The organism is Pseudomonas sp. GZD-209, assembly GCF_049310485.1.
Classification (GTDB): Bacteria; Pseudomonadota; Gammaproteobacteria; order Pseudomonadales; family Pseudomonadaceae; genus Aquipseudomonas; species Aquipseudomonas sichuanensis.
In genome coordinates, this window is the sequence record NZ_JBMOWQ010000237.1 from 15,973 (window position 1) to 37,325 (window position 21,353).

Here is a 21,353-nt window from a genome sequence, read left to right on the forward strand (position 1 = left end):
GAAAAAAGTGGCGCAGTGTAGCAGAGGCTTCAGTCGATCAGCCGACCACTCGCCGAGGCTGGCCGGCGAAGTAGGCCAGGGCGTTTTCGGCGAGCTGGCCGACGATGCGCTGGCGCGACTCCACCGCGCCCCAGGCGCTGTGCGGGGTGATGATCAGGCGCGGGATGTCGCCAGCCAGCAGTGGGTTGCCATTGACCGGTGGCTCGACGCTCAGCACATCGGTGGCCGCACCGCCCAGATGGCCGCTGCGCAGCGTGTCAGCCAGCGCCTGCTCGTCGATCAGCCCGCCACGGGCGGTATTGACCACCAGGGCGCCCGGTTTGAGCAGCGCCAGCTCGCGGGCGCCCAGCATGTGGCGGGTCTGTTCATTGAGCGGGCAATGCAGGGTGAGGGCATCGACCTGCGGCAGCAGCTCTTCCAGCGGCAGGCGATCCGCGCGCGGTGGGCGCCCGGGGATCTGCCCGGTCAGCACGCGCATGCCGAATGCCTCGGCCAGCCTCGCCACCGCGCCACCCAGTTCGCCATGGCCGAGCAGGCCGAGGGTCTTGCCTTCCAGCTCGACGATGGGGAAGTCCAGCAGGCAGAACTGGCTGGCCTTGGCCCATTGGCCAGCCGCCACGGCCTGGTGGTAATCGCACAGGCGCGTGGCCAGCGCCAGCAACAGGGCCAGGGTGTGCTGCGCCACCGACGGGGTGCCATAGCCCTGGCAGTTGCACACGGTGATGCCTTGGGCGCGAGCGGCGGCCAGGTCGACGTTGTTGGTGCCGGTGGCGGCAACCAGGATCAGCTTGAGCTGCGGGTTGGCCGCGAGCGACTCGGCATCGAGCATGACCTTGTTGCTGATCACCGCGGTGGCGCCCTGCAGGCGTTCGGCAACCTCGGCCGGACGGGTCGCGGCATGCAGTTGCAGTTCGTCGAACTGGGCGCGCAGGGGCGAAAGGTCGAGGTCGCCGAGGTCGAGGGAGTGGTGATCGAGAAACACGGCGCGACGTAGGCTGGGCATGTGGGGCTCCGGTCAGGGCAAAGGTGTTCGGCTATCCGTGGGCGCGGGCTTGCCTCGCGAAGGGACCTCAGGATGCAGGGCGCAGTGTCAGTTCCGCAGACGCCGTTCGTCAACGACGACGGCCCCACTCATACCTGTGCCAGCCAAATCATTCCTTCGGCTGATTTGACTGGTGCGTCACCGTTCTACAGTAAGTGCCTGAATTGTCCGGCCCGCTTTCCAGAAAAGGGATACCCATGCTGCAGACGCGCATCATCAAGCCCGCCGAGGGCGCTTACCAATATCCACTGCTGATCAAGCGCCTGCTGATGTCGGGCGTGCGCTACGAGAAGACCCGTGAAATCGTCTATCGCGATCAGTTACGCCTCACTTACCCGCAACTGAGCGAGCGCATCGCGCGCCTGGCCAACGTACTGAGCGCCGCTGGCGTGAAGGCTGGCGATACCGTGGCGGTCATGGATTGGGACAGCCACCGCTATCTGGAATGCATGTTCGCCATCCCGATGATCGGTGCGGTGGTGCATACCATCAACGTGCGCCTGTCCCCCGAGCAGATTCTCTACACCATGAACCACGCCGAAGACCGCTTTGTACTGGTCAACAGCGATTTCGTCGGCCTCTACCAGGGCATCGCCAGCCAGTTGACCACCGTGCAAGGCACCGTGCTGCTGACCGACGGGCCGGACAAGAGCGCCGACCTGCCTGGCCTTCACGGCGAATACGAGCAACTGCTGGCGGCTGCCAGCCCGCAGTACGACTTCCCCGATTTCGACGAAAACTCGGTGGCCACCACGTTCTATACCACCGGCACCACCGGTAACCCCAAGGGCGTGTACTTCACCCACCGCCAGCTGGTGCTGCATACCCTGGCCGAGGCCGCGGTGACCGGCAGCATCGACAGCGTGCGGCTGCTAGGCAGCAACGATGTGTACATGCCGATCACCCCGATGTTCCATGTGCACGCCTGGGGTATTCCCTATGCGGCCACCATGCTTGGCATGAAGCAGGTCTACCCCGGGCGCTATGAACCGGACATGCTGGTCAAGCTGTGGCGCGAGGAAAAGGTCACCTTCTCCCACTGCGTGCCGACCATCCTGCAGATGCTGCTCAACTGCCCGTCCTCCCAGGGTGAAAACTTCGGCGGCTGGAAGATCATCATCGGCGGTAGCGCGCTCAACCGGGCGCTGTACGAGGCGGCCCTGGCCCGGGGCATCCAGCTCACGGCGGCGTATGGCATGTCGGAGACATGCCCGCTGATCAGCGCCGCGCACCTGAACGATGAGTTGCAGGCCGGCAGCGAGGATGAGCGGGTCACCTACCGCATCAAGGCCGGGGTACCGGTGCCGCTGGTGGAGGCGGCGATCGTCGATGGCGATGGCAACTTCCTGCCTGCCGATGGGGAGTCCCAGGGCGAGCTGGTCCTGCGTGCGCCGTGGCTGACCATGGGTTACTTCAAGGAGCCGGAAAAAAGCGAGGAGCTGTGGCAGGGCGGCTGGCTGCATACCGGTGACGTCGCGACCCTCGATGGCATGGGTTACATCGATATCCGCGATCGCATCAAGGATGTGATCAAGACGGGGGGCGAGTGGATCTCGTCGCTCGACCTCGAGGACCTGGTCAGCCGGCATCCTGCGGTGCGCGAGGTGGCGGTGGTCGGCGTGGCCGACCCGCAATGGGGCGAGCGCCCGTTCGCGCTGCTGGTGGTGCGCGAGGGGCTGAGCATTGACGCGCGTTCCCTCAAGGAGCACCTCAAGCCGTTCGTCGAGCAAGGGCACATCAACAAGTGGGCGATCCCCAGCCAGATCGCCATTGTTACTGAAATTCCCAAGACCAGTGTCGGCAAGCTCGACAAGAAGCGTATCCGCCTGGACATCACTCAGTGGCAGGCCAGCAACAGCACTTTCCTTTCCACCCTCTGACCCTGTGGCGGTCCGTGCCTTTCAAGGCGCGGGCCGCATGCTAGAGCGGTCGAAGCCTTGCCAAACCAAAAAAATGGGCCATGCTTGAGCACTGCCAGCGCATGGGGCCTTTCCTTGGAGGCCGGCCGCAAGCAGGGCGCGCAAATCACACTTTAGAGGGATCAAGCACCTGTGACCGCTGGCTATAGTCGGGCCAGGGGATTTTCAGGAATGGGGGAGGGTGCCGCGCATCATCGATGTGCGACGCCACGGGCAGGAGCCGGCTTTACCAGGCGCTCGAGCCGTTCTTGAAAGGACTCACTGCCATAACAATAAAGTACATGGAGTAGCGTCGATGACATCTGCAAACCCGTTCTGGCGCCGGGCAAAACTGCCACTGGCAGTCAGCCTCGCTTCTACGCTCGCAAGTCCTGCTTTCGCTGTCAGCTTCAACATTGGGGAAATCGAAGGCCAGTTCGACTCGTCGCTCTCCGTGGGCGCCAGCTGGTCGACGGCCAGCCCGAACAAGAACCTCATCGGTGCCAACAACGGCGGCAGAGGGTTGTCGCAGACCTCCGACGATGGTCACCTGAACTTCAAGAAGGGCGAGACCTTCTCGAAGATCTTCAAGGGTATCCACGACCTCGAACTCAAGTACGGTGACACCGGCGTGTTCGTCCGTGGCAAGTACTGGTACGACTTCGAGCTCAAGGACGAACAGCGCTTGTTCAAGGACATCAGCGACTCCAACCGCAAGGAAGGCGCCAAGTCCTCGGGTGCGGAACTGCTCGATGCCTTCGTCTACCACAACTACAACATCGCCGACCTGCCGGGCACCGTGCGCCTGGGCAAGCAGGTGGTGAGCTGGGGTGAGAGCACCTTCATCGGTGGCGGTATCAACTCCATCAACCCCATCGACGTCTCGGCGTTTCGCCGCCCAGGCGCGGAGATCAAGGAAGGCCTGATCCCCGTCAACATGTTCTACGTGTCGCAGAGCCTGACCGACAACCTGACGGCAGAAGGCTTCTACCAGATCGAGTGGGACCAGACGGTCGTCGACAACTGCGGCACCTTCTTCTCTCAACCTGACGTAATTGCCGATGGCTGCGACAACAACCTGGCGGTGTTGGCAAAGCAGGCGAACGTGTCCAGGGCCCTCGCTGCGCAAATTGGCCCATTCGCCGGGCGTGCGATGAGTGCGTTGACGTCTCAAGGCGTGAGCTGGGGCTCGCCTGACGAGGGTGTGATCGTGCGTCGCGGCGCCGACCGAGATGCCCGTGACAGCGGTCAGTTCGGCTTGGCCTTGCGCTATATGTACGAGCCTCTGAACACTGAGTTCGGTGGCTACTTCATGAATTACCACAGCCGTGCGCCGATCTTCAGTGGCCGCGGTGCCGATGCCCGCTTCTACAACCCAGCCAATCTGGCGAGGGCACTGGCCGGTTCCGGTATCCCGGGCGTTGTCGCCGGCAACCCGGCCCTGCTGCAAGCACTCATGCCACTGTATGTCGCGGGCAACTCCAGCTACTACGTTGAGTACCCCGAGGACATCCGCCTGTATGGCCTGAGCTTCTCCACGACCTTGCCTACTGGCACGGCCTGGAGCGGTGAGGTCAGCTACCGGCCGAATGCGCCGGTGCAGTTGAACACCACCGATATCCTGTACTCGGGCCTGACGCCGCTTGACCCTAACGCGTCGGTCCTGAAGGGCACGGCAAACACCGATCAGCCAGGCTATCGCCGTAAAGAAATCACCCAGCTGCAAACCACCTTCACCCACTTCTTCGACCAGGTGATGGGTGCAGAGCGCCTGACCATGGTCGGTGAAGTGGGCTGGACCCACGTGGGCGGCCTGGAAAGCACCTCCAAGGCACGCTATGGCCGTGACCCGGTCTACGGCCCAGGGCCGCTGCCCAACGGCCGTTGCCAAAGCTTGAACGCCACCACCCTGGCGGGCGTCGACAAGAACAACCTGTCGCGCTACTGCGAAAACGATGGCTACACCACCGCCGACTCCTGGGGTTATCGCGTGCGTGCCATCTGGGACTACAACAACGTCTTCGCCGGCGTGAACCTGCGCCCAAGCGTGGCCTGGTCCCACGACGTCGATGGCTACTCCCCTGGCCCTGGCGGCGCCTTCGAGGAAGGCCGCAAGGCGGTCAGCCTGGGCCTGGACGCCGAGTACCAGAACACCTACACCGCGAGCCTGTCGTACACCAACTTCTTCGACGGCAAGTACACCACCGTGGATGACCGCGACTTTGTCGCCCTCAGCTTCGGCGTGAACTTCTAAGCACATTGATCCAGGACGACAACAGAATGAAAACGACCACACGTCTGCTGCAAGCCGGTGTACTGGGCCTGTCCCTGTTGGCTACCAGCGTCATGGCTGCGGTTTCCGCCGACGAGGCGGCCAAGCTGGGCGCATCGCTGACCCCCATGGGGGCGGAAAAAGCCGGCAATGCCGATGGCTCGATCGGCCCGTGGGAACCGCTGTCGAAGAGCGCAGGCAGCGCCGACAGCAAGGGCTTCCTCTCCGACCCTTACGGCAGTGAAAAGCCACTGTTCACCATCACCGCGCAGAACGTCGACCAGTACAAGGCCAAGCTTTCGCCTGGCCAGCTGGCGATGTTCAAGCGCTACCCGGACTCCTACAAGATCCCGGTATACAAGACCCACCGCGGCTCAACGGTGCCGGACGACGTCTTTGCGGCGATCAAGCAGAACGCCACCAAGACCACCCTGGTGGCAGGCGGTAACGGCCTGGAGAATTTCCAGACCGCCGTACCTTTCCCGATTCCCAAGGATGGCCTTGAGGTGATCTGGAACCACATCACCCGCTACCGTGGCGGCAGCGTGACCCGCCTGGTCACTCAAGCCACCCCGCAGCAGAATGGCTCCTACAGCCTGGTGTACTTCCAGGACCAGTTCGTCTTCCGCGACAAGATGAAGGACTTTGACCCCGCCAACCCGGGCAACATCCTGTTCTATTTCAAGCAGGAAGTGACTGCGCCAGCCCGCCTGGCCGGTACCGTACTGCTGGTTCACGAAACCCTCGACCAGGTCAAGGAACCGCGCAAGGCGTGGATCTACAACGCCGGCCAGCGCCGGGTACGCCAGGCGCCGCAAGTGTCGTATGACGGCCCGGGCACTGCCGCCGACGGCCTGCGCACCTCCGACAACCTGGACATGTACAACGGTGCCCCGGACCGCTACGACTGGAAACTCGAAGGCAAGAAGGAGATGTACATCGCCGCCAACGCCTTCAAGCTCGATGACCCGAAACTCAAGTACGGCGACATCATCAAGGCCGGGCACATCAACCAGGACCTGTCGCGCTACGAGCTGCGCCGCGTCTGGCATGTGGTCGCTACGCTCAAGCCGGGCCAGCGCCACATCTATGCCAAACGTGACTTCTACATCGACGAAGACACCTGGCAAGCCGCAGTGATCGACCAGTACGACGGCCGCGGGCAACTGTGGCGTATCTCCGAGGCTCACGCCCAGCCGTACTACAACGTGCAAGTGCCGTGGTACACCCTGGAAGCCATCTACGACCTGCAGTCTGGCCGTTACCTGGCCCTGGGCATGAAGAACGAAGAGAAGAGTGCCTACAACTTCGGCTTCAGTGCCAGCAAGGCCGAGTTCCAGCCAGCAGCCTTGCGCCAGGCGGGGGTGCGATGAACTGACTGTTACACACTTCTTGTGAACTCCCAGAACGCCCCGGCTTGCCGGGGCGTTTCTGTTGTACGGGGGTATTGTCGTCGAGCACCTTCGAGGCGATTTGGTTGATGAGGCGTCATCAATCGAGATGATATCCATCGCCAGCGTTTCTTTTTGTCGTAGTCTTTTTTGGCTAAATCGCCGCCATCATCTTCAAATGCATAGCATTTGCCGCTAGTCTCGCAAAAATCCATATCGCCGTAGTCTTCCCAACAGAACGAGCCGGCCATGACAGACCTGTCCCGTATGCATGGAGTCGCCAGCCAGGCCTTGGGCCTGCTGGACGGGCGTTTCTTCAGGCCACCCCTGCCCGACGCCCACGTACCAAGAGCCCGCCTGTGCCAACGCCTGCAGGCGGGGCTGGATGGGCGCTTGCTGTTGGTCAACGCGCCAGCCGGCTTTGGCAAGAGTTCACTTGCCATCGAGTTCTGCCAGGAGCTGCCTGGCCATTGGCGCAGCCTCTGGCTGGGCCTGAGCCAGCGCGACGCCGACCCTGGTCGCTTCCTCGAGCGCTTGCTTGAAGGGCTGCAGCAGTTCTGTCCGGCGTTGGGGGGCCAAGCCCTGGGGCTGCTGAAAATGCGCCAGCGCCACCAACCCTTTGCCTTTGAAGAGTGGCTCGATGGCCTGCTCGACGAGCTTGCGCTGTATCTGCAGCCCGATACCCCCCTGCTGCTGGTCCTGGACGACTACCACCTCGCCCAAGGGGCAGTACTCGATCGCTGCCTGCAGTTTTTCCTCAATCATCTGCCTGCCGGGTTGGTGCTGTTGGTCACCAGCCGGCAGCGGCCTGACTGGCACCTGGCGCGTCTGCGGCTGTCGCGCCAACTGGTTGAACTCAACGAGCAGGACTTGCGCCTGACCCCCGATGAAGCCTTGGCGGTGATTGGCCGCCAACCCACCGGCTTGCGTGGCCAAGCACTCGATAACCTGATCCAGCGCAGCGACGGTTGGGTGGCCGGGCTGCGTTTCTGGCAACTGGCGGCCAGTGAGTCGGGGGATGAGCATGCCTTGCCGCAGGCGTTGCACGGTGGCGAAGGCTTGATCCGTGACTACCTGCTCGAGGAAGTCATCGACATGCTGCCTGCGCCCGTGCAGGCATTTCTCTACGACACCGCTTGCCAGGAGCGCTTTTGCGCTGAGCTGTGCGACGCGGTGCGCGAACGTGACGACGGTGCGCAGGTGCTGAGCTACCTGCAGGCCCATCAGGTCTTTCTGGTGCCGCTTGATGAGCATGGGCGCTGGTTCCGTTACCACCACCTGTTCTCCGACCTGCTGCGCAGCCGGCAGGCCAGCGAGCCGCTGGCGAGCCTGCATTTGCGTGCCTGCCGTTGGTTCGAGGGCCAGGGGCTGCTGGATGAGGCAGTAGAGCAGGCATTGCGTGCCGGGCATCTCGACGTGGCGGCGGACCTGGTGCAGAGCTTGTCGGAGGAGCAGCTGCTGGCCGAGCAGAACGTCGGCATGTTGCTGCGTTGGAAAATGGACTTGCCTGACAGCCTGCTGATCAGCACACCCCGGCTGATCGTGCTGTACAGCTGGGCCCTGGGGCTGGCTTGCCAGCTGGACGCGGCCGAAGAGCTCGCAGGTTATCTGAGCCGCTTCCTGCCGGCGCCGTCGGCCACGGCGCAGAAGTCGATGCTGGCCCAGTGGCTGGCGCTCAGCGGTGTGATCGCCCGCGGCCGCGGCGATCGCGAGCGCACCCTGGCTTACTGTACGCAAGCACTGCGCAGCCTGCCTCGCAAGCGTTACGGGCAACGCCTGGTGTGTCTTTCCACGCTGTCCAACCTGGCCATCGCCGATGGTGATTTCTGGCGAGCGCGTGGCTGGAATCGCGAGGCGCTCGAGTTGGCTCAGCGTGTCGGCAACCCGTTGTTCGAGGCGTTGGCGCACTACGACCGTGCCCGCGTGCTGCATGCCCGTGGCGAAGTGCGGCGCGCGCTGGATGAAGTACGTCAGGGCTTGCAGCGGCTGCAGGGGTTGTCGGGGCAGCGGCTGTATGCCGTGCGGGCCCGGCTCACCTTGTACGAAGGCTATCTGCTTGCGGCTCGCCTGCAGCCTGGCCAGGGGCGCGCACGCTTGCGGGCGGGGCTCAGCGAAGCACGCACCTGCCGTGATATCAGCGTGCTGATCGGCCACTGCGTGATCGCCTCGCTCGAGGGGCGTGAAGGGCGTTTCACCGAGGCGTTTTCGGAGCTGGCCGAGGCAGAGCGGCTGATGCACATCTGGGATGTTCCACCGATCTTCTACCTGGCCATGATTACGCTGGTGAAGTGCGAGCTGTGGATCGCTCAGGGGCGCACAGACCTCGCCGAGTCCTGGCTGCTGCGCCTGGGCCAGACTTACGGCGGCAAGCAGCCCGCCGCCGCGCCGGAGTTTCACCCGTTGCTACCCTTGCACATCGAGCTGCAGCAGGCGCTGCTCGATCGCGTGCTGCAACGCCCGCGCGAGGCCGAGTCGCGCTTGCAGGCACTGGTCGAGCGTGGCCAGGCCAATGGCGGCATGACACTGGTGGTCAGTGCGTCGTGCCAGCTGATCGAGCTGTTGCTGGCCGAAGGCCGTGAGCCCGAAGCCTGCAAGCGGTTGGCGCACGCCATGGAGGCTGCGCAAGGGGGCGCGCTGCAGGCCTTTGCGCGGCTTGTCGCGGAGCACCCGCAGTGGTTGCGCGATCAACTCGAGCTCAGGGCTGCCTGCCCGGCCCAGGCGGAGCTGCTTGCGCGCTTGCCCGAGGCGCTGACCACCGCCAATGGGGCCTCTGAAGCGTTGAGTGCGCGCGAACTCGCGGTGCTGGAGCTGATTGCCCAGGGCTGCTCGAACCAGCAGATCAGCGAGCGGCTGTTCATTTCGCTGCATACGGTCAAGACCCACGCCAGCCATATCAACAGCAAGCTTGGGGTAGAGCGGCGCACGCAAGCCGTCGCCAGGGCCAAGTCTCTGGGCGTGCTGGCCTGAAGGCTGGCCCAGGTGCGCGCCGGCCGTTAAAATGGTGGCCACTGGCTACCCCGGCGCACTGCTTTTTCCCCACTCATCTTTGTGCAGAGGCTGCCGATACACATTTCGGCGTCTTGCATTGCCACGCGCCAATTTCCCTTCTTCCTTTTACAGGTCGTGTTGATGCTGCAGTACGGGCAAAAAAGCTTTCTGATCGTCGACGACTTCACTGACTTTCGCACGTCGACACGCTCCATGTTGCGCGAACTGGGTGCCCGCGACGTGGACACCGCCGACAGTGGCGAGCAGGCGCTGCGCATGTGCGGGCAGAAGCGCTATGACTTCGTTTTGCAGGACTTTCACCTGGGCGACGGCAAGAAGAACGGCCAGCAGGTGCTCGAAGACCTGATTCTCGACAAGCTGATCAGCCATGAGTGCGTGTTCATCATGGTCACCGCTGAAAGCAGCCAGGCCATCGTGCTGAGTGCCATCGAGCACGAACCTGACGCTTACCTGACCAAGCCATTCAACCGCGTAGGCCTGGCCCAACGCCTTGAAAAGCTGGTTCAGCGCAAGACCCTGCTCAAGCCGATTCTCCAGGCCCTTGACCGTGGTCGCCCGGCTGAAGTGCTGACGGCCTGTGCCGAGCTGTGCAAGCAGGACCCACGCTTTGCGCCGTTGTGCCTGCGCTATCGTGCCGATGCGCTGCGCGATCTCAACCGCTTCGACGAGCTGGAAAAATTCCTCAAAGGCATCCTCGCCAGCCGCCCGCAACCGTGGGTCTATGCGGCGCTGGGCAGCTTGATGCACAAGCGCGGCCAGCATGCCCAGGCGCAGGGTGTATACGAGCAGGCGCTCAAGGCCTTCCCGATCATGCCCAGCCTGTATGACGGCATGGCCGAGGTGCTGGTGGCCCAGGGCGAGAGCCGACGAGCCCAGCACATGCTCGAGGAAGCGGTACGCCTGTCACCACTGGCGGTGCGCCGGCAAGCGGCGCTGGGCAAGCTGGCGCTGGACAATGCCGACTTCGAGGGGGCTTCGAAAGCGTTTCGGCATGCTGTCAGCCAAGGCCAGAGTTCGCGCTACAAGAGTGCCGAAACCAACCTGGGGCTGGCCCAGGCCTTGATGAACAAGAATGCCGGCAACGGTCTCGACGCGCGAACCCGGGTCGAGATCAACAGTGTGCTCAGTGAAGTGGCCAAGGAAAACGTCGAGGACCAGGGCCTGCAAGTGCGGGCGCGGTTGATGAAGGCGGCGAGCCTGCAGCAGGCGGGCGATGCGGAAACAGCCGCCAAGCTCACCGAACAGGCCATGCAACGCCTGGAAAAGATGGAGCAGTTCTTCTCGGTCGAGGCGGCGCTGACGGTGGCCAAGCAACTGCAGCAGTTGGGCCAGGACGCGGCGGGCACTTCGATTCTCAAAGGCTGCGTGGAAACCTACGGCGACGACCCCAAGGTCATGCAGAGCGTGGCCAAGCTTACCGATGACCCGGTGGTGCTCGGCGCGGTGACCGAGGCGGTCGACCTTAACCGTCAAGGCGTGCGCAGCTACCAGGGCGGGCAGCTCAGCGAGGCGCTGGGCATGTTCCGCAAGGCGCTGTCGCTGCAGCCGAAGAATATCAGCATCGCCCTCAACACCGCCCAGGCGCTGCTGCGCATCGGTGGCGAGACGCCGCCGCCGGCATTGATGGAAGAGTGTCGCAGCTGCCTCACCAGCGTGGCCGGCATCCCTGCCAGCGACAGCCGCTACGATCGCTACCGCAAACTGCATATCCGGGTCTTTGGCGCATGAACCAGGACAACCAGGGGCTGGATTTCTCCACGGTGATCGCCTCCACCGTGCACGACCTGAAGAACTCGCTGTCGGCGTTGATCCAGGCGCACAACCAGTGGCTGGCGCGGTTGCCCGAGGCGTTGCAAGGCGGTGCCGAGCAGGGCGTGATGGAGCACGAGTTCCGCCACCTCAACGGCATGCTGGTGCAGATGCTGGGCTTGTACAAACTGGGGGTGAACCAGCTCCCGGTCTGCCCGGACTACCACGAGCTGGACGACTTCATCGAGGCTCAGCTGGCCGCGCATGAGGAGGTGCTCAAGCATCGCGACATCCTCGCCACCTGGCGCATCGACACCGAGAGCCCGCTAGGCTTCTTCGACCGTGAACTGGTGGCATCGGTGCTGGCCAACGTGCTGACCAACGCCATCCGCTATGCCGGCCACACGTTGCTGATCGGCATCGAGGAGGAGGGCGAGCAACTGGTGATCAGCGTCAACGACGATGGCGCCGGTTATCCACAGCGCATGCTCGAGCGCCAGCAGGATTATGTGCAGGGTATCGATCAGCAGAGCGGCAGCACCGGGCTGGGCTTGTACTTCGCTGCGCGCATCGCCGCACTGCATGAGCGCAATGGCGTGCATGGGCGAATCGAGATCGCCAACGGCGGGGCGCTGGGGGGCGGGCTGTTCCGCTTGTATCTGCCCTGATTGCTGGATTGCGGTTACCCTGAGCGGTGCCGGTAACCAGACGCAAGGTGTGATGCTGTGCAATCAGCTACGCACGGTAGACCTCGAAGCGAGGGGTGCCAAGCGCATCGAATCCGTTCCTGAAGCCGTGATCCTGGACGCGCTGGCGCGTGTTCAAACCCTCTTCGATTAATTGTGTGCAGTGTCCTGTCATGGAAAAACCATCCGTAGCGCTCATCCGCGAAACCTTCCCCGTTGGCCCCCTGCAGTGCAACTGCACGCTGATCGGCGATCCGCTCAGCAAGAAAGCCATCGTCGTCGACCCGGGCGGTGACGAGCAGAAGATCCTCGCCCGCCTGCAGCACCATGGCCTGACCCTGGTGAGCATCATCCACACCCACGCCCACTTCGATCACTTCCTCGCCTCGGGCAGGCTCAAGGAACTGACCGGCGCCACCTTGCACCTGCACAAGGATGACCAGCCGTTGTGGGACAACCTTGAGATGCAATGCCAGATGTTCGGCATGCCCTACACGCCCGTGCCTGCACCGGACCGTTGGCTGAGCGACGACGAGGAACTGGCGTGTGGTTGTGGCGTGGCCCTGCACACGCCAGGGCATAGCCCCGGTTCGATGAGCTTCTGGTTCGCCGAGCAGAAACTGCTGATTGCCGGCGACACCCTGTTCCGCCGGGGTGTCGGTCGCACCGATTTGTGGGGTGGTGATCAGCGGACTATCGTTCGTTCCATCAAGGAGCGACTGTACCGCCTCGATGAAGATGCCATCGTGGTGACCGGCCATGGCCCGGAAACCCGGCTCGGCGACGAAATGCGCGAAAACCCGTTCGTGCGTGCCTGAAGTTGCATGGAATTTTTCCGCATTGCTGCAATCCAAGGCTGGCACAGATCCGTGAGTGATCCGCCGCACTTTTGAATTTCAGTAGGAGCTTGTCCATGTTCACCATGCGTCGTCTGATTATCGTCGCTACCGCCGCCGCCCTGATGTCCGGTTGTGCCAGCCCCAACCCGTATGACAACCAAGGCCAGGCGCAAGGCTCCACAGGGATGAGCAAAACTGCCAAGTACGGTGGCCTGGGCGCGCTGGCAGGTGCCGTTGCCGGTGCCGCCATCAATCACAACAACCGCGGCAAGGGTGCGCTGATCGGCGCCGCCGCAGTGGGCGCCGCCGCCGCTGGCTACGGTTACTACGCCGACAAGCAAGAGGCCGAGCTGCGTGCGCAAATGGCCAACACTGGCGTCGAAGTGCAGCGTCAGGGTGACCAGATCAAGCTGATCATGCCGGGCAACATCACCTTCGCCACCGACTCGGCGAACATCGCCCCAAGCTTCTACTCGCCGCTGAACAACCTCGCCGGCTCGTTCAAGCAGTTCAACCAGAACACCATCGAAGTGGTCGGCTTCACCGACAGCACCGGCAGCCGCCAGCACAACATGGACCTGTCGCAGCGCCGCGCCCAGGCCGTCAGCAGCTACCTGACCTCGCAAGGTGTCGATGCATCGCGGGTGACGGTGCGTGGCATGGGCCCTGACCAGCCGATCGCCAGCAACGCCGACGCCAACGGCCGCGCGCAGAACCGTCGGGTTGAGGTCAACCTCAAGCCGATCCCGGGTCAGCAGTATGACCAGCAGGGTACCGTGCAGCAGTATCCGTAACGCTCCACAGCTGAAATAGATCGCGGGGCAAGCCCGCTCCCACGCCATCTGTTCACGGTGTGGGAGCGGGCTTGTCCCGCGATGCTTTTTATCAGCGCACGGTACTGGCCTGGATCGCCGTCAGCGCGATGGTATGCACGATGTCATCCACCTGGGCCCCGCGCGGCAGGTCGTTGACCGGCTTGCGCAGCCCTTGCAGCATCGGCCCGAGGCTCACGCAGTCAGCACTGCGCTGCACCGCTTTATGGGTGGTGTTGCCGGTGTTCAGGTCGGGGAACACGAACACCGTGGCGCGCCCGGCCACCGGGCTTGCCGGTGCCAGCTGGCGGGCGATCTCGGGGTTGGCGGCGGCGTCATACTGCAACGGGCCGTCGATCAGCAGGTCGTGCTCGGCCTGCTGCGCCAGCCGCGTGGCCTCGCGAACTTTTTCCACTTCCTCGTCACTGGCGGCCGAGTCGCTGGAATAGCTGAGCATCGCCACCCGCGGCGCGATACCGAACGACTCGGCAGACTCGGCGCTCTGTCGGGCAATTTCGGCCAGTTCGGCAGCGCTGGGGTGCGGATTCATCACGCAGTCGCCATACACCAGCACCTGGTCCGGGAACAGCATGAAGAACACCGACGACACCAGGCTTGCACCCGGCGCGGTCTTGATCAGCTGCAAGGCCGGGCGGATGGTGTTGGCGGTCGAATGCACCAGGCCCGAGACCAGGCCGTCGACCTCACCCAGGGCCAGCATCATGGTCGCGATCACCACCGGGTCTTCCAGCTGCTGCTCGGCCATCGGCGCGTTGAGGTTCTTGCTCTTGCGCAAATCGACCATCGGTTCGACGTAGCGGGCACGGATCAGGTCGGGGTCGAGCACTTCCAGATCGGGCGGCAGGCTGATGCCCTGGGCACGTGCTACGGCTTGTACCGCTTCGGGCTTGGCCAGCAGCACGCAGCGGGCAATACCGCGCGCCTGGCACAGGGCGGCGGCCTGCACCAGCAAGGGCTCGGCGCCTTCGGGCAGGACGATGCGCTTGTTGGCCTGCTGGGCACGCTGAATCAGTTGGTAGCGGAACACCGCCGGCGACAGGCGCAGCTCGCGCGGCGTGCCGCAGCGCTGGTGCAGCCAGGCGGCATCGAGCTGGCTGGCGACGAAGTCGGTGATGAACTCGGCGCGCTCGCGGTCGTCCACCGGGATCTCGCGGTTCAGCGAGTTGAGCTGATTGGCGGTGTCATAGGAGCCCGTGCTGACCGACAGGATCGGCAGGCCGGCCTGCAGTGCCCCGCGGCACAGCTCCAGGATGCGTGGGTCGGGCTTGCTGTCGCTGGTCAGCAACAGGCCGGCCAAAGGCACGCCATTGATCGCCGCCAGGCTCACGGCGAGGATGATGTCGTCGCGATCGCCCGGCGTCACCACCAGGGTGCCCGAGGTGAGCAGCGGCACGGTGTTGGCCACGGTGCGGGCGCAGATGATGATCTTGCTCATGCGCCGCTGGTCGTAGTCACCGGCGTTGAGCACCTGGGCGCCGAGCAGCTCGGCGACGTCGCGGGTGCGCGGCGCATTGAGGTCGGGCTGGTAGGGGATGCAGCCGAGCAGGCGGAAATCGTTGCCGCGCAACAGCGGCGAGTGCTCGCGCAGCCGCGTGGCGAAGTCGGCCATGCTTTCGTCGGTGCGCACCTTGTTGAGGATCACCCCGAGCACCTTCGGGTCGCGCGGGCCACCGTACAGCTGGGCCTGCAGTTCGACGCGCCCGGACAGCTCGCTGAGCACCTCGTTCTCGGGCGCCGACACCAGGATCACCTCGGCATCCAGGCTCTTGGCCAGGTGCAGGTTGACCCGGGCCGCGTAGCTGGCGTGGCGGGTCGGTACCATGCCTTCGACCACCACCACGTCCTTGCCCACGCACGCTTGCTGGTAAAGGCGGATGATTTCTTCGAGCAGTTCGTCCAGTTGGCCGTCCCCCAGCATGCGCTCCACATGGCCAAGGCTCAGTGGCAGGGGCGGCTTGATGCCATGGGTGCGCGCAACCAGCTCGGTGGAGCGCTCCGGGCCGGTATCGCCGGGGTGCGGCTGGGCGATCGGCTTGAAGAAGCCGACCTTGAGCCCGGCGCGCTCCAGGGTGCGGATCAGGCCCAGGCTGATGGAGGTGAGGCCGACACCGAAGTCGGTCGGCGCAATGAAAAATGTCTGCATGCGTGCTTCTCGAAATAAGCGGTGCAAGGAAATCAACGGCCAAGGGTATCGCTAACCGCACCCTGGGCGCACCAGCCACAGTGGAATACCTGGCCGATGCGGCGTTCGCGCTCGCTGAGCTCGAGCACCCAGGGCCGCGCCTGCCAGGGCGGCTGGTGACGCAAGTGCTGGGTGTGGCCGCAGGAAAGGTCGACCACCCAGTGGCCTTCCTCGTCCTGATGGAAGCCGCTGATCAGACTGACGGGCCTCCCTTCGTCCATGGTCGGTTCGCAATCGGACGATGCCTTGGTTACACTTCCCCGCTCTACATTCTTTTGCAAAAGGTCCTGCCCCATGCTGATCGCCGCCAACAAGGCTGTCTCCATCGACTATACCCTGACCAACGACGCCGGTGAGACCATCGACAGCTCTGCCGGCGGTGCGCCGCTGGTTTACCTGCACGGTGCCGGCAACATCATCCCGGGCCTGGAAAAAGCCCTGGAAGGCAAGCAGGCCGGTGACGAGCTGACCGTTGCCATCGAACCCGAAGAAGCCTACGGCGAATACTCGGCCGAACTGGTCAGCACCCTGAGCAGCAGCCTGTTCGAAGGCGTCGACCAACTGGAAGTCGGCATGCAGTTCCACGCTTCGGCGCCGGACGGCCAGATGCAGATCGTCACCATCCGCGACATCGACGGCGACGACGTGACCGTCGACGGCAACCACCCGCTGGCCGGCCAGCGCCTGAACTTCCAGGTCAAGGTTGTTGACGTGCGTGACGCCAGCGAAGAAGAAATCGCTCACCGCCACATCCACGGTGAAGGTGGCCATCACCACTGATTTTCTGCGCTAAGCTCAGAGAGTCGCCAGGCGCTCGGGCAAGCCGGACATCCTCAGGGAGTGGACGGTTTGGCTGCGCGCCTTTTTAGTGGGCGCAATTCGCCCCAGCGACAACCGGGAACCTGAGAGGGGATCAACATGAGTGTATTTCACGACCTGACGTTGAAGGCGCTGAACGGCGAGGACCTGCCACTTGCCCCGTTCAAGGGCCAGGTGGTGCTGGTGGTCAATGTCGCCTCCAAGTGTGGTCTCACGCCGCAATACGCGTCGCTGGAGAAACTCCAGCAGCAGTTCAAGGGCAAGGGTTTCAACGTGCTGGGGCTGCCGTGCAACCAGTTTGCCGGCCAGGAGCCAGGCAGCGCGGATGAGATCCAGGCGTTCTGCAGCCGCAACTATGGCGTGAGCTTCCCGCTGAGCGAGAAGCTCGACGTCAACGGCTCCGAGCGGCATGCCCTGTACCGGCTGCTGGCCGGCGAGGGCGCCGAGTTTCCTGGCGATATCACTTGGAACTTCGAGAAGTTCCTGGTGGGCAAGGATGGTCGCGTGCTGGCGCGTTTTGCGCCCCGTACCGCGCCGGACGATCCGACCGTGGTGCAGGCGATCGAGAAGGCCTTGGCCTGATTTGCACCCTGTGGGAGCGGCTAAAGCCGCTCCCACAGGCTCGCGCGAATCAGCAAGCGCCGTGCAGTTCTGTGAGATCTCAGCCTGCCCCGCGCTCATCTGGGATACCTGCCAATCACCCCGATCAATAATGCTGTGCCCACCCACCCGCTACCCCTAAGCTCAGGCGCATTTCCTCACCCGTCGGGAGCGCCGCATGTCCAGCAACCCTCTGTTCCAGCCTTTCACCCTTGGCACCCTCGACCTGCCGACCCGTGTGGTCATGGCTCCAATGACCCGTACCTTCTGCCCCGGTGGCGTACCCCATGACGGCGTGGTGGAGTACTACCGCCGCCGTGCTGCTGCCGGTGTCGGCCTGATCATCACCGAGGGCACCACGGTTGGCCATAAGGCCGCCAACGGCTACCCCAACGTTCCACGCTTCTACGGCGAAGATGCGCTGGCCGGCTGGAAACGCGTGGTCGAAGCCGTGCATGCCGAAGGCGGGCGGATCGTGCCGCAGCTGTGGCATGTGGGCAGTGTGCGCCGGCTGGGCACCGAGCCGGATCTCAGCGTGCCGGGCCATGGCCCGAGCGGCAAGGACAAGGACGGCAAGGTCGTGGTCCATGGCATGAGCCATGACGACATCCGCGAGGTGATTGCCGCCTTCGCCCAGGCTGCCCGTGATGCCCAGGCCATCGGCATGGACGGTGTCGAGATCCACGGCGCCCATGGTTACCTGATCGATCAGTTCTTCTGGGAAGCCAGCAACCGCCGCGATGACGAATATGGCGGTGACCTGGCCGGGCGTTCACGCTTTGCCATCGAACTGATCCAGGCCGTGCGTGCTGCGGTGGGGCCGGACTTCCCGATCATCTTCCGTTTCTCCCAGTGGAAGCAGCAGGACTACAACGCGCGCCTGGTTCAAACCCCGCAGGCCCTGGGGGCGTTTCTCGAGCCGCTGTCCGAGGCGGGTGTGGATATCTTCCATTGCTCTACCCGGCGTTTCTGGGAGCCGGAATTCGACGGCAGCGAGCTGAACCTGGCCGGCTGGACCCGCCAGCTCACCGGCAAACCGACCATCACCGTGGGCAGTGTCGGCCTGGACGGCGAGTTCCTGCAGTTCATGGTCGATACCGACAAGGTGGCCAAACCGGCCAGCCTGGAAGGGCTGCTGCGCAGGTTGCAGGCCGAGGAATTCGACCTGGTGGCCGTGGGCCGCGCCCTGCTGGTAGATGCGCAGTGGGCGCAGAAGGTGCGTGACGGGCGTGAGGCGGACGTACTGCCGTTCAGCCGCGAGGCGCTGACGACCCTGGCTTGATCGCCACGACATGGGCTGGCGCCTGCTCGCTCACGTGCGCGCCAGCACGGCAGGCGTCGCGCAGGTACCCTTCGAACTGCTCGACGATCGCCGGCCAGCCCTGGCGGCTGGCATGCTGGCGGGCGTTGAGGCGCACCCTGCGCAAGGTTTCGTTTTCTTCCAGCAGCCAGCAGGCGGCGTCGATGAACGCTGCCTGGTCACCCGGCATGGCCAGGGCGCCGCTGTGGCCATGGTGGATGTGCTGGGCGGCGGCGGCCTCATCGTAGGCAACCACCGCCAACCCCGAGGCCATCGCCTCGAGCACCACGTTGCCAAAGGTCTCGGTCAGGCTCGGGAACAGGAACAGATCGCCACTGGCGTAATGCTCGGCCAGCTGTTCGCCGCGTTGTACACCGCAGAACAGGGCATCCGGTAACTGCTGCTCAAGGCTGGCGCGCTGCGGCCCGTCACCCACCATGATCAGGCGCAGCCGGCGCTGTGGATAACGTGCTTGCAGGGTGTCCAGGGCAGGGCGCAGCAGGGCGAGGTTCTTTTCCGCAGCCAGGCGCCCGACATGCACCACGGCAATGTCATCGGCCGCCAACCCCCACTGTTCACGCAGGGCCTGGCTGCGCCGCGCCGGGTTGAACAGGCAGGCATCGACACCCCGGGCCATCAGGCCGAGGTTTTCGAAGCCGCGTCGCTCCAGGGCCAGGCGCTGGCTGGCGCTGGGTACCAGGGTGATGGCGGTGCGCCGGTGGAACCAGCGCAGGTAATGGGTGAGCAGCCGCGTCAGCAGGCCCAGGCCATACTGGCCCGAGTACTGTGGAAAGTTGGTATGAAAACCGCTGACCACCGAAATACCCAGGCGCCGCGCCGCGCGCAGGGCGCTCAGGCCCAGCGGGCCCTCGGTGGCGATGTACAGCACGTCCGGGCGCTGGCGGCGCCAGCGCCGCAGCAGCTTGTGCATCGACACTTCGCCCCACTGCAGCCCGGGGTAGCCCGGCAACGGCCAGCCCCGGCACAGCAGCAGTTCACCCTCCGTATCGGGCACGCTGTCGGCCGCCTGTCGCGGGCGGATCACCTCTACCTGATGGCCCCGCTGGCGCAGCCCGGCATCGAGGCGGCCAAGGGTATTGGCCACGCCGTTGATCTCCGGTGGGAAGGTTTCGCTGACCAGGGTGATGCGCAGGGACGGTGTATTCATGTGCAAAAGTTTCCGCCGCACCCGTTGCGGGTATGTGACGGCTTTGTGACGTCTGGATGACGCCTGATTTTCGGCGTCTCGCGCAGATCAATTATTCCCATCAACCGCTCAAGAATCCCTGGGAAGCAGCCGATGAAGATGCATTCGACTATGGTGTGCGCTCTGGGAGAGCGGTGATGTTCAACAGCAAACTGAAGCAAGAAATCCAGCAGCTGCGCGAAGAGCTGATGTCCATCGAACAGGTCAAGAACAGCCTCGACAGCGAAATGCTGGTGCTCCAGCTCGACCCCCAGGGGCGCATCGAGACGGTCAACGGCAACTTCGAGACCGAGATGCTCTACCGTGCCGAGCAACTGATCGGGCGCAACATCGAAGATATCGTGCCGGCCCACGTCAAGAAGCTCGATTTCTACCAGCGCATGAAAACCGCAATCACCCGTGGCGAGCATCTGAACGGCGCATTCCGCCTGCTGCGTGGCAACGGTGAGGAAGCCTGGCTGCGCTCGATCCTGCAGCCGGTGAAGAACAGTGGCGGGCAGATCAAGTACTTCACCCTGCATTCCAGCGACCTGACCCGCACCATCGAAACGTCGCGTGAACATGAAAGCCTGATCAAGGCGTTGATGCGCTCCACCGCCGTGATCGAATTCAACCTCGACGGCCAGGTGCTGACCGCCAACGACCGGTTCCTGCAAGGCATGGGTTACAGCCTGGAGCAGGTGCGCGGCAAGCATCACCGCATATTCTGTGATCCGGAAGAGGCAAACTCGCCGGAGTACAAGGCATTCTGGGAAAAGTTGCGCCGCGGCGAATTCGTTGCCGAGCGCTTCAAGCGCGTCGACGCCCATGGCCGCACGGTGTGGCTGGAAGCCTCGTACAACCCGATCATCGACGCCCACGACGTGCTCTACAAAGTGGTCAAGTTCGCCACGGTGATCACCGACCAGGTCAACCAGGAGCTGGCGGTGGCCCAGGCTGCGGACATCGCCTACAACACCTCGCTGGAAACCGACAACTGCGCGCGCAAGGCCACCGAGGTGGTTACCCAGACCGTGGACGTGATGCGCGGGCTGGAAGGTTCGATGCAGGATGCCGCCGACGGCATCCAGGCGCTGGACAAGCAGTCCAAGGTGATTGGCGCGATCATCAAGACCATCAGTGACATCGCCGGCCAGACCAACCTGCTGGCGCTCAACGCGGCCATCGAGGCCGCCCGCGCTGGCGAGCAAGGCCGTGGCTTTGCCGTGGTCGCCGACGAGGTGCGCCAGCTGGCTTCGCGCACCAGCAGCGCCACCGAAGAAATCGCCAAGGTGGTGCAGCAGAACGAGCAACTGGCCCAGGCAGCGGTGGACATCATCGACACCAGCAAGCGCCAGGCCGAACAGGGCCTGGCCCTGGCAGCCGATACCGGCGGGGTGATCGTGGAGATCCAGGAAGGTGCGAAGAAGGTGGTGGATGCGGTGGGGCAGTTTTCCAGCCAGTTGAGTCACTGACCGGGCGATCGCATCGCGGGGCAAGCCCGCTCCCACGTGGCCTGGGGGGTAGTCCATGGCGTGGGAGCGGGC

Annotated in this window: 16 protein-coding genes and 2 pseudogenes; 13 read left to right on the plus strand and 5 right to left on the minus strand. The window is 64.0% G+C overall.

Annotation, left to right across the window (positions count from 1 at the left end; all coding sequences use genetic code 11):
* Window positions 1-37 precede the first annotated feature (37 nt).
* Window positions 38-1,003, minus strand: coding sequence for a 2-hydroxyacid dehydrogenase (locus ACO6VM_RS23820; RefSeq protein ID WP_401060278.1), 966 nt, complete (start codon window positions 1,001-1,003; stop codon window positions 38-40).
* Between the two features lie 236 nt (window positions 1,004-1,239).
* On the opposite strand from ACO6VM_RS23820, the gene ACO6VM_RS23825 reads away from it, so the two are divergent.
* The 3 genes from ACO6VM_RS23825 (at window position 1,240) to ACO6VM_RS23835 (ending at window position 6,585) form a co-directional block, all read left to right on the plus strand.
* On the plus strand, window positions 1,240-2,922 hold the full coding sequence (locus tag ACO6VM_RS23825; RefSeq protein WP_390968538.1) for a fatty acid--CoA ligase: 1,683 nt from the start codon (window positions 1,240-1,242) through the stop codon (window positions 2,920-2,922).
* Window positions 2,923-3,256: 334 nt separating this feature from the next.
* Window positions 3,257-5,194 (plus strand): DUF1302 domain-containing protein, encoded by a 1,938-nt coding sequence (locus ACO6VM_RS23830; RefSeq protein ID WP_347149318.1) that lies wholly within the window; start codon window positions 3,257-3,259, stop codon window positions 5,192-5,194.
* A gap of 26 nt (window positions 5,195-5,220) precedes the next feature.
* Window positions 5,221-6,585 carry a DUF1329 domain-containing protein gene (locus ACO6VM_RS23835; RefSeq protein ID WP_390968542.1) on the plus strand — a complete coding sequence of 455 codons (1,365 nt, stop codon included), beginning with the start codon at window positions 5,221-5,223 and terminating at the stop codon, window positions 6,583-6,585.
* An 8-nt stretch (window positions 6,586-6,593) separates the two neighbouring features.
* On the opposite strand, the gene ACO6VM_RS23840 is transcribed toward ACO6VM_RS23835, so the two are convergent.
* Window positions 6,594-6,854, minus strand: coding sequence for a hypothetical protein (locus ACO6VM_RS23840; protein ID WP_401060275.1), 261 nt, complete (start codon window positions 6,852-6,854; stop codon window positions 6,594-6,596).
* Here ACO6VM_RS23840 and ACO6VM_RS23845 point away from each other — a divergent pair.
* From ACO6VM_RS23845 to ACO6VM_RS23865, 5 genes are all read left to right on the plus strand, one after another.
* Complete coding sequence (locus ACO6VM_RS23845) at window positions 6,853-9,570, plus strand: LuxR C-terminal-related transcriptional regulator (protein ID WP_401060274.1); 2,718 nt, start codon at window positions 6,853-6,855, stop codon at window positions 9,568-9,570. The genes ACO6VM_RS23840 and ACO6VM_RS23845 overlap by 2 nt on opposite strands.
* 162 nt (window positions 9,571-9,732) lie before the next feature.
* Entirely contained in the window at window positions 9,733-11,340 is a 1,608-nt protein-coding gene (locus ACO6VM_RS23850) for a response regulator (RefSeq protein WP_347149315.1), read from the plus strand.
* On the plus strand, window positions 11,337-12,029 hold the full coding sequence (locus tag ACO6VM_RS23855) for a sensor histidine kinase (RefSeq protein ID WP_125465505.1): 693 nt from the start codon (window positions 11,337-11,339) through the stop codon (window positions 12,027-12,029). Before ACO6VM_RS23850 ends, ACO6VM_RS23855 begins: the two co-directional genes overlap by 4 nt.
* Window positions 12,030-12,220: 191 nt before the next feature.
* A complete protein-coding gene (locus tag ACO6VM_RS23860) occupies window positions 12,221-12,865 on the plus strand; it encodes an MBL fold metallo-hydrolase (protein WP_110994809.1) in 645 nt (214 codons plus the stop codon).
* A 95-nt stretch (window positions 12,866-12,960) separates the two neighbouring features.
* A complete protein-coding gene (locus tag ACO6VM_RS23865; protein WP_125465502.1) occupies window positions 12,961-13,680 on the plus strand; it encodes an OmpA family protein in 720 nt (239 codons plus the stop codon).
* Window positions 13,681-13,771: 91 nt separating this feature from the next.
* Here the strand turns inward: ACO6VM_RS23865 and pta are convergent, their stop codons facing one another.
* The gene (gene pta / locus ACO6VM_RS23870) at window positions 13,772-15,862 is read right to left on the minus strand and encodes a phosphate acetyltransferase (protein ID WP_401060270.1); all 2,091 of its coding nucleotides are present in this window, start codon (window positions 15,860-15,862) and stop codon (window positions 13,772-13,774) included.
* A 32-nt stretch (window positions 15,863-15,894) separates the two neighbouring features.
* On the minus strand, window positions 15,895-16,197 hold the full coding sequence (locus ACO6VM_RS23875) for a DUF3565 domain-containing protein (RefSeq protein ID WP_401060268.1): 303 nt from the start codon (window positions 16,195-16,197) through the stop codon (window positions 15,895-15,897).
* Between ACO6VM_RS23875 and ACO6VM_RS23880 the strand changes: the two genes are divergently transcribed.
* From ACO6VM_RS23880 to ACO6VM_RS23890, 3 genes are all read left to right on the plus strand, one after another.
* Complete coding sequence (locus tag ACO6VM_RS23880) at window positions 16,196-16,681, plus strand: FKBP-type peptidyl-prolyl cis-trans isomerase (protein ID WP_125465500.1); 486 nt, start codon at window positions 16,196-16,198, stop codon at window positions 16,679-16,681. The two genes, ACO6VM_RS23875 and ACO6VM_RS23880, sit on opposite strands and share 2 nt — an antisense overlap.
* Before the next feature lie 138 nt (window positions 16,682-16,819).
* A complete protein-coding gene (locus ACO6VM_RS23885) occupies window positions 16,820-17,302 on the plus strand; it encodes a glutathione peroxidase (protein ID WP_110994814.1) in 483 nt (160 codons plus the stop codon).
* 196 nt (window positions 17,303-17,498) lie between these two features.
* Window positions 17,499-18,602, plus strand: coding sequence for an NADH:flavin oxidoreductase (locus ACO6VM_RS23890; RefSeq protein WP_401060266.1), 1,104 nt, complete (start codon window positions 17,499-17,501; stop codon window positions 18,600-18,602).
* Here ACO6VM_RS23890 and ACO6VM_RS23895 read toward each other — a convergent pair.
* Window positions 18,571-19,788, minus strand: a complete 1,218-nt coding sequence (locus tag ACO6VM_RS23895) for a glycosyltransferase family 4 protein (protein WP_422403888.1) — start codon at window positions 19,786-19,788, stop codon at window positions 18,571-18,573. The two genes, ACO6VM_RS23890 and ACO6VM_RS23895, sit on opposite strands and share 32 nt — an antisense overlap.
* 266 nt (window positions 19,789-20,054) lie before the next feature.
* Between ACO6VM_RS23895 and ACO6VM_RS23900 the strand changes: the two are divergent.
* Together ACO6VM_RS23900 and ACO6VM_RS23905 are read left to right on the plus strand one after the other, a co-directional pair.
* Window positions 20,055-20,735, plus strand: a pseudogene (locus ACO6VM_RS23900) (PAS domain-containing protein); the annotation flags it as partial.
* Between the two features lie 126 nt (window positions 20,736-20,861).
* A pseudogene (locus tag ACO6VM_RS23905) lies at window positions 20,862-21,281 on the plus strand (methyl-accepting chemotaxis protein); the annotation flags it as partial.
* Window positions 21,282-21,353 lie beyond the last annotated feature (72 nt).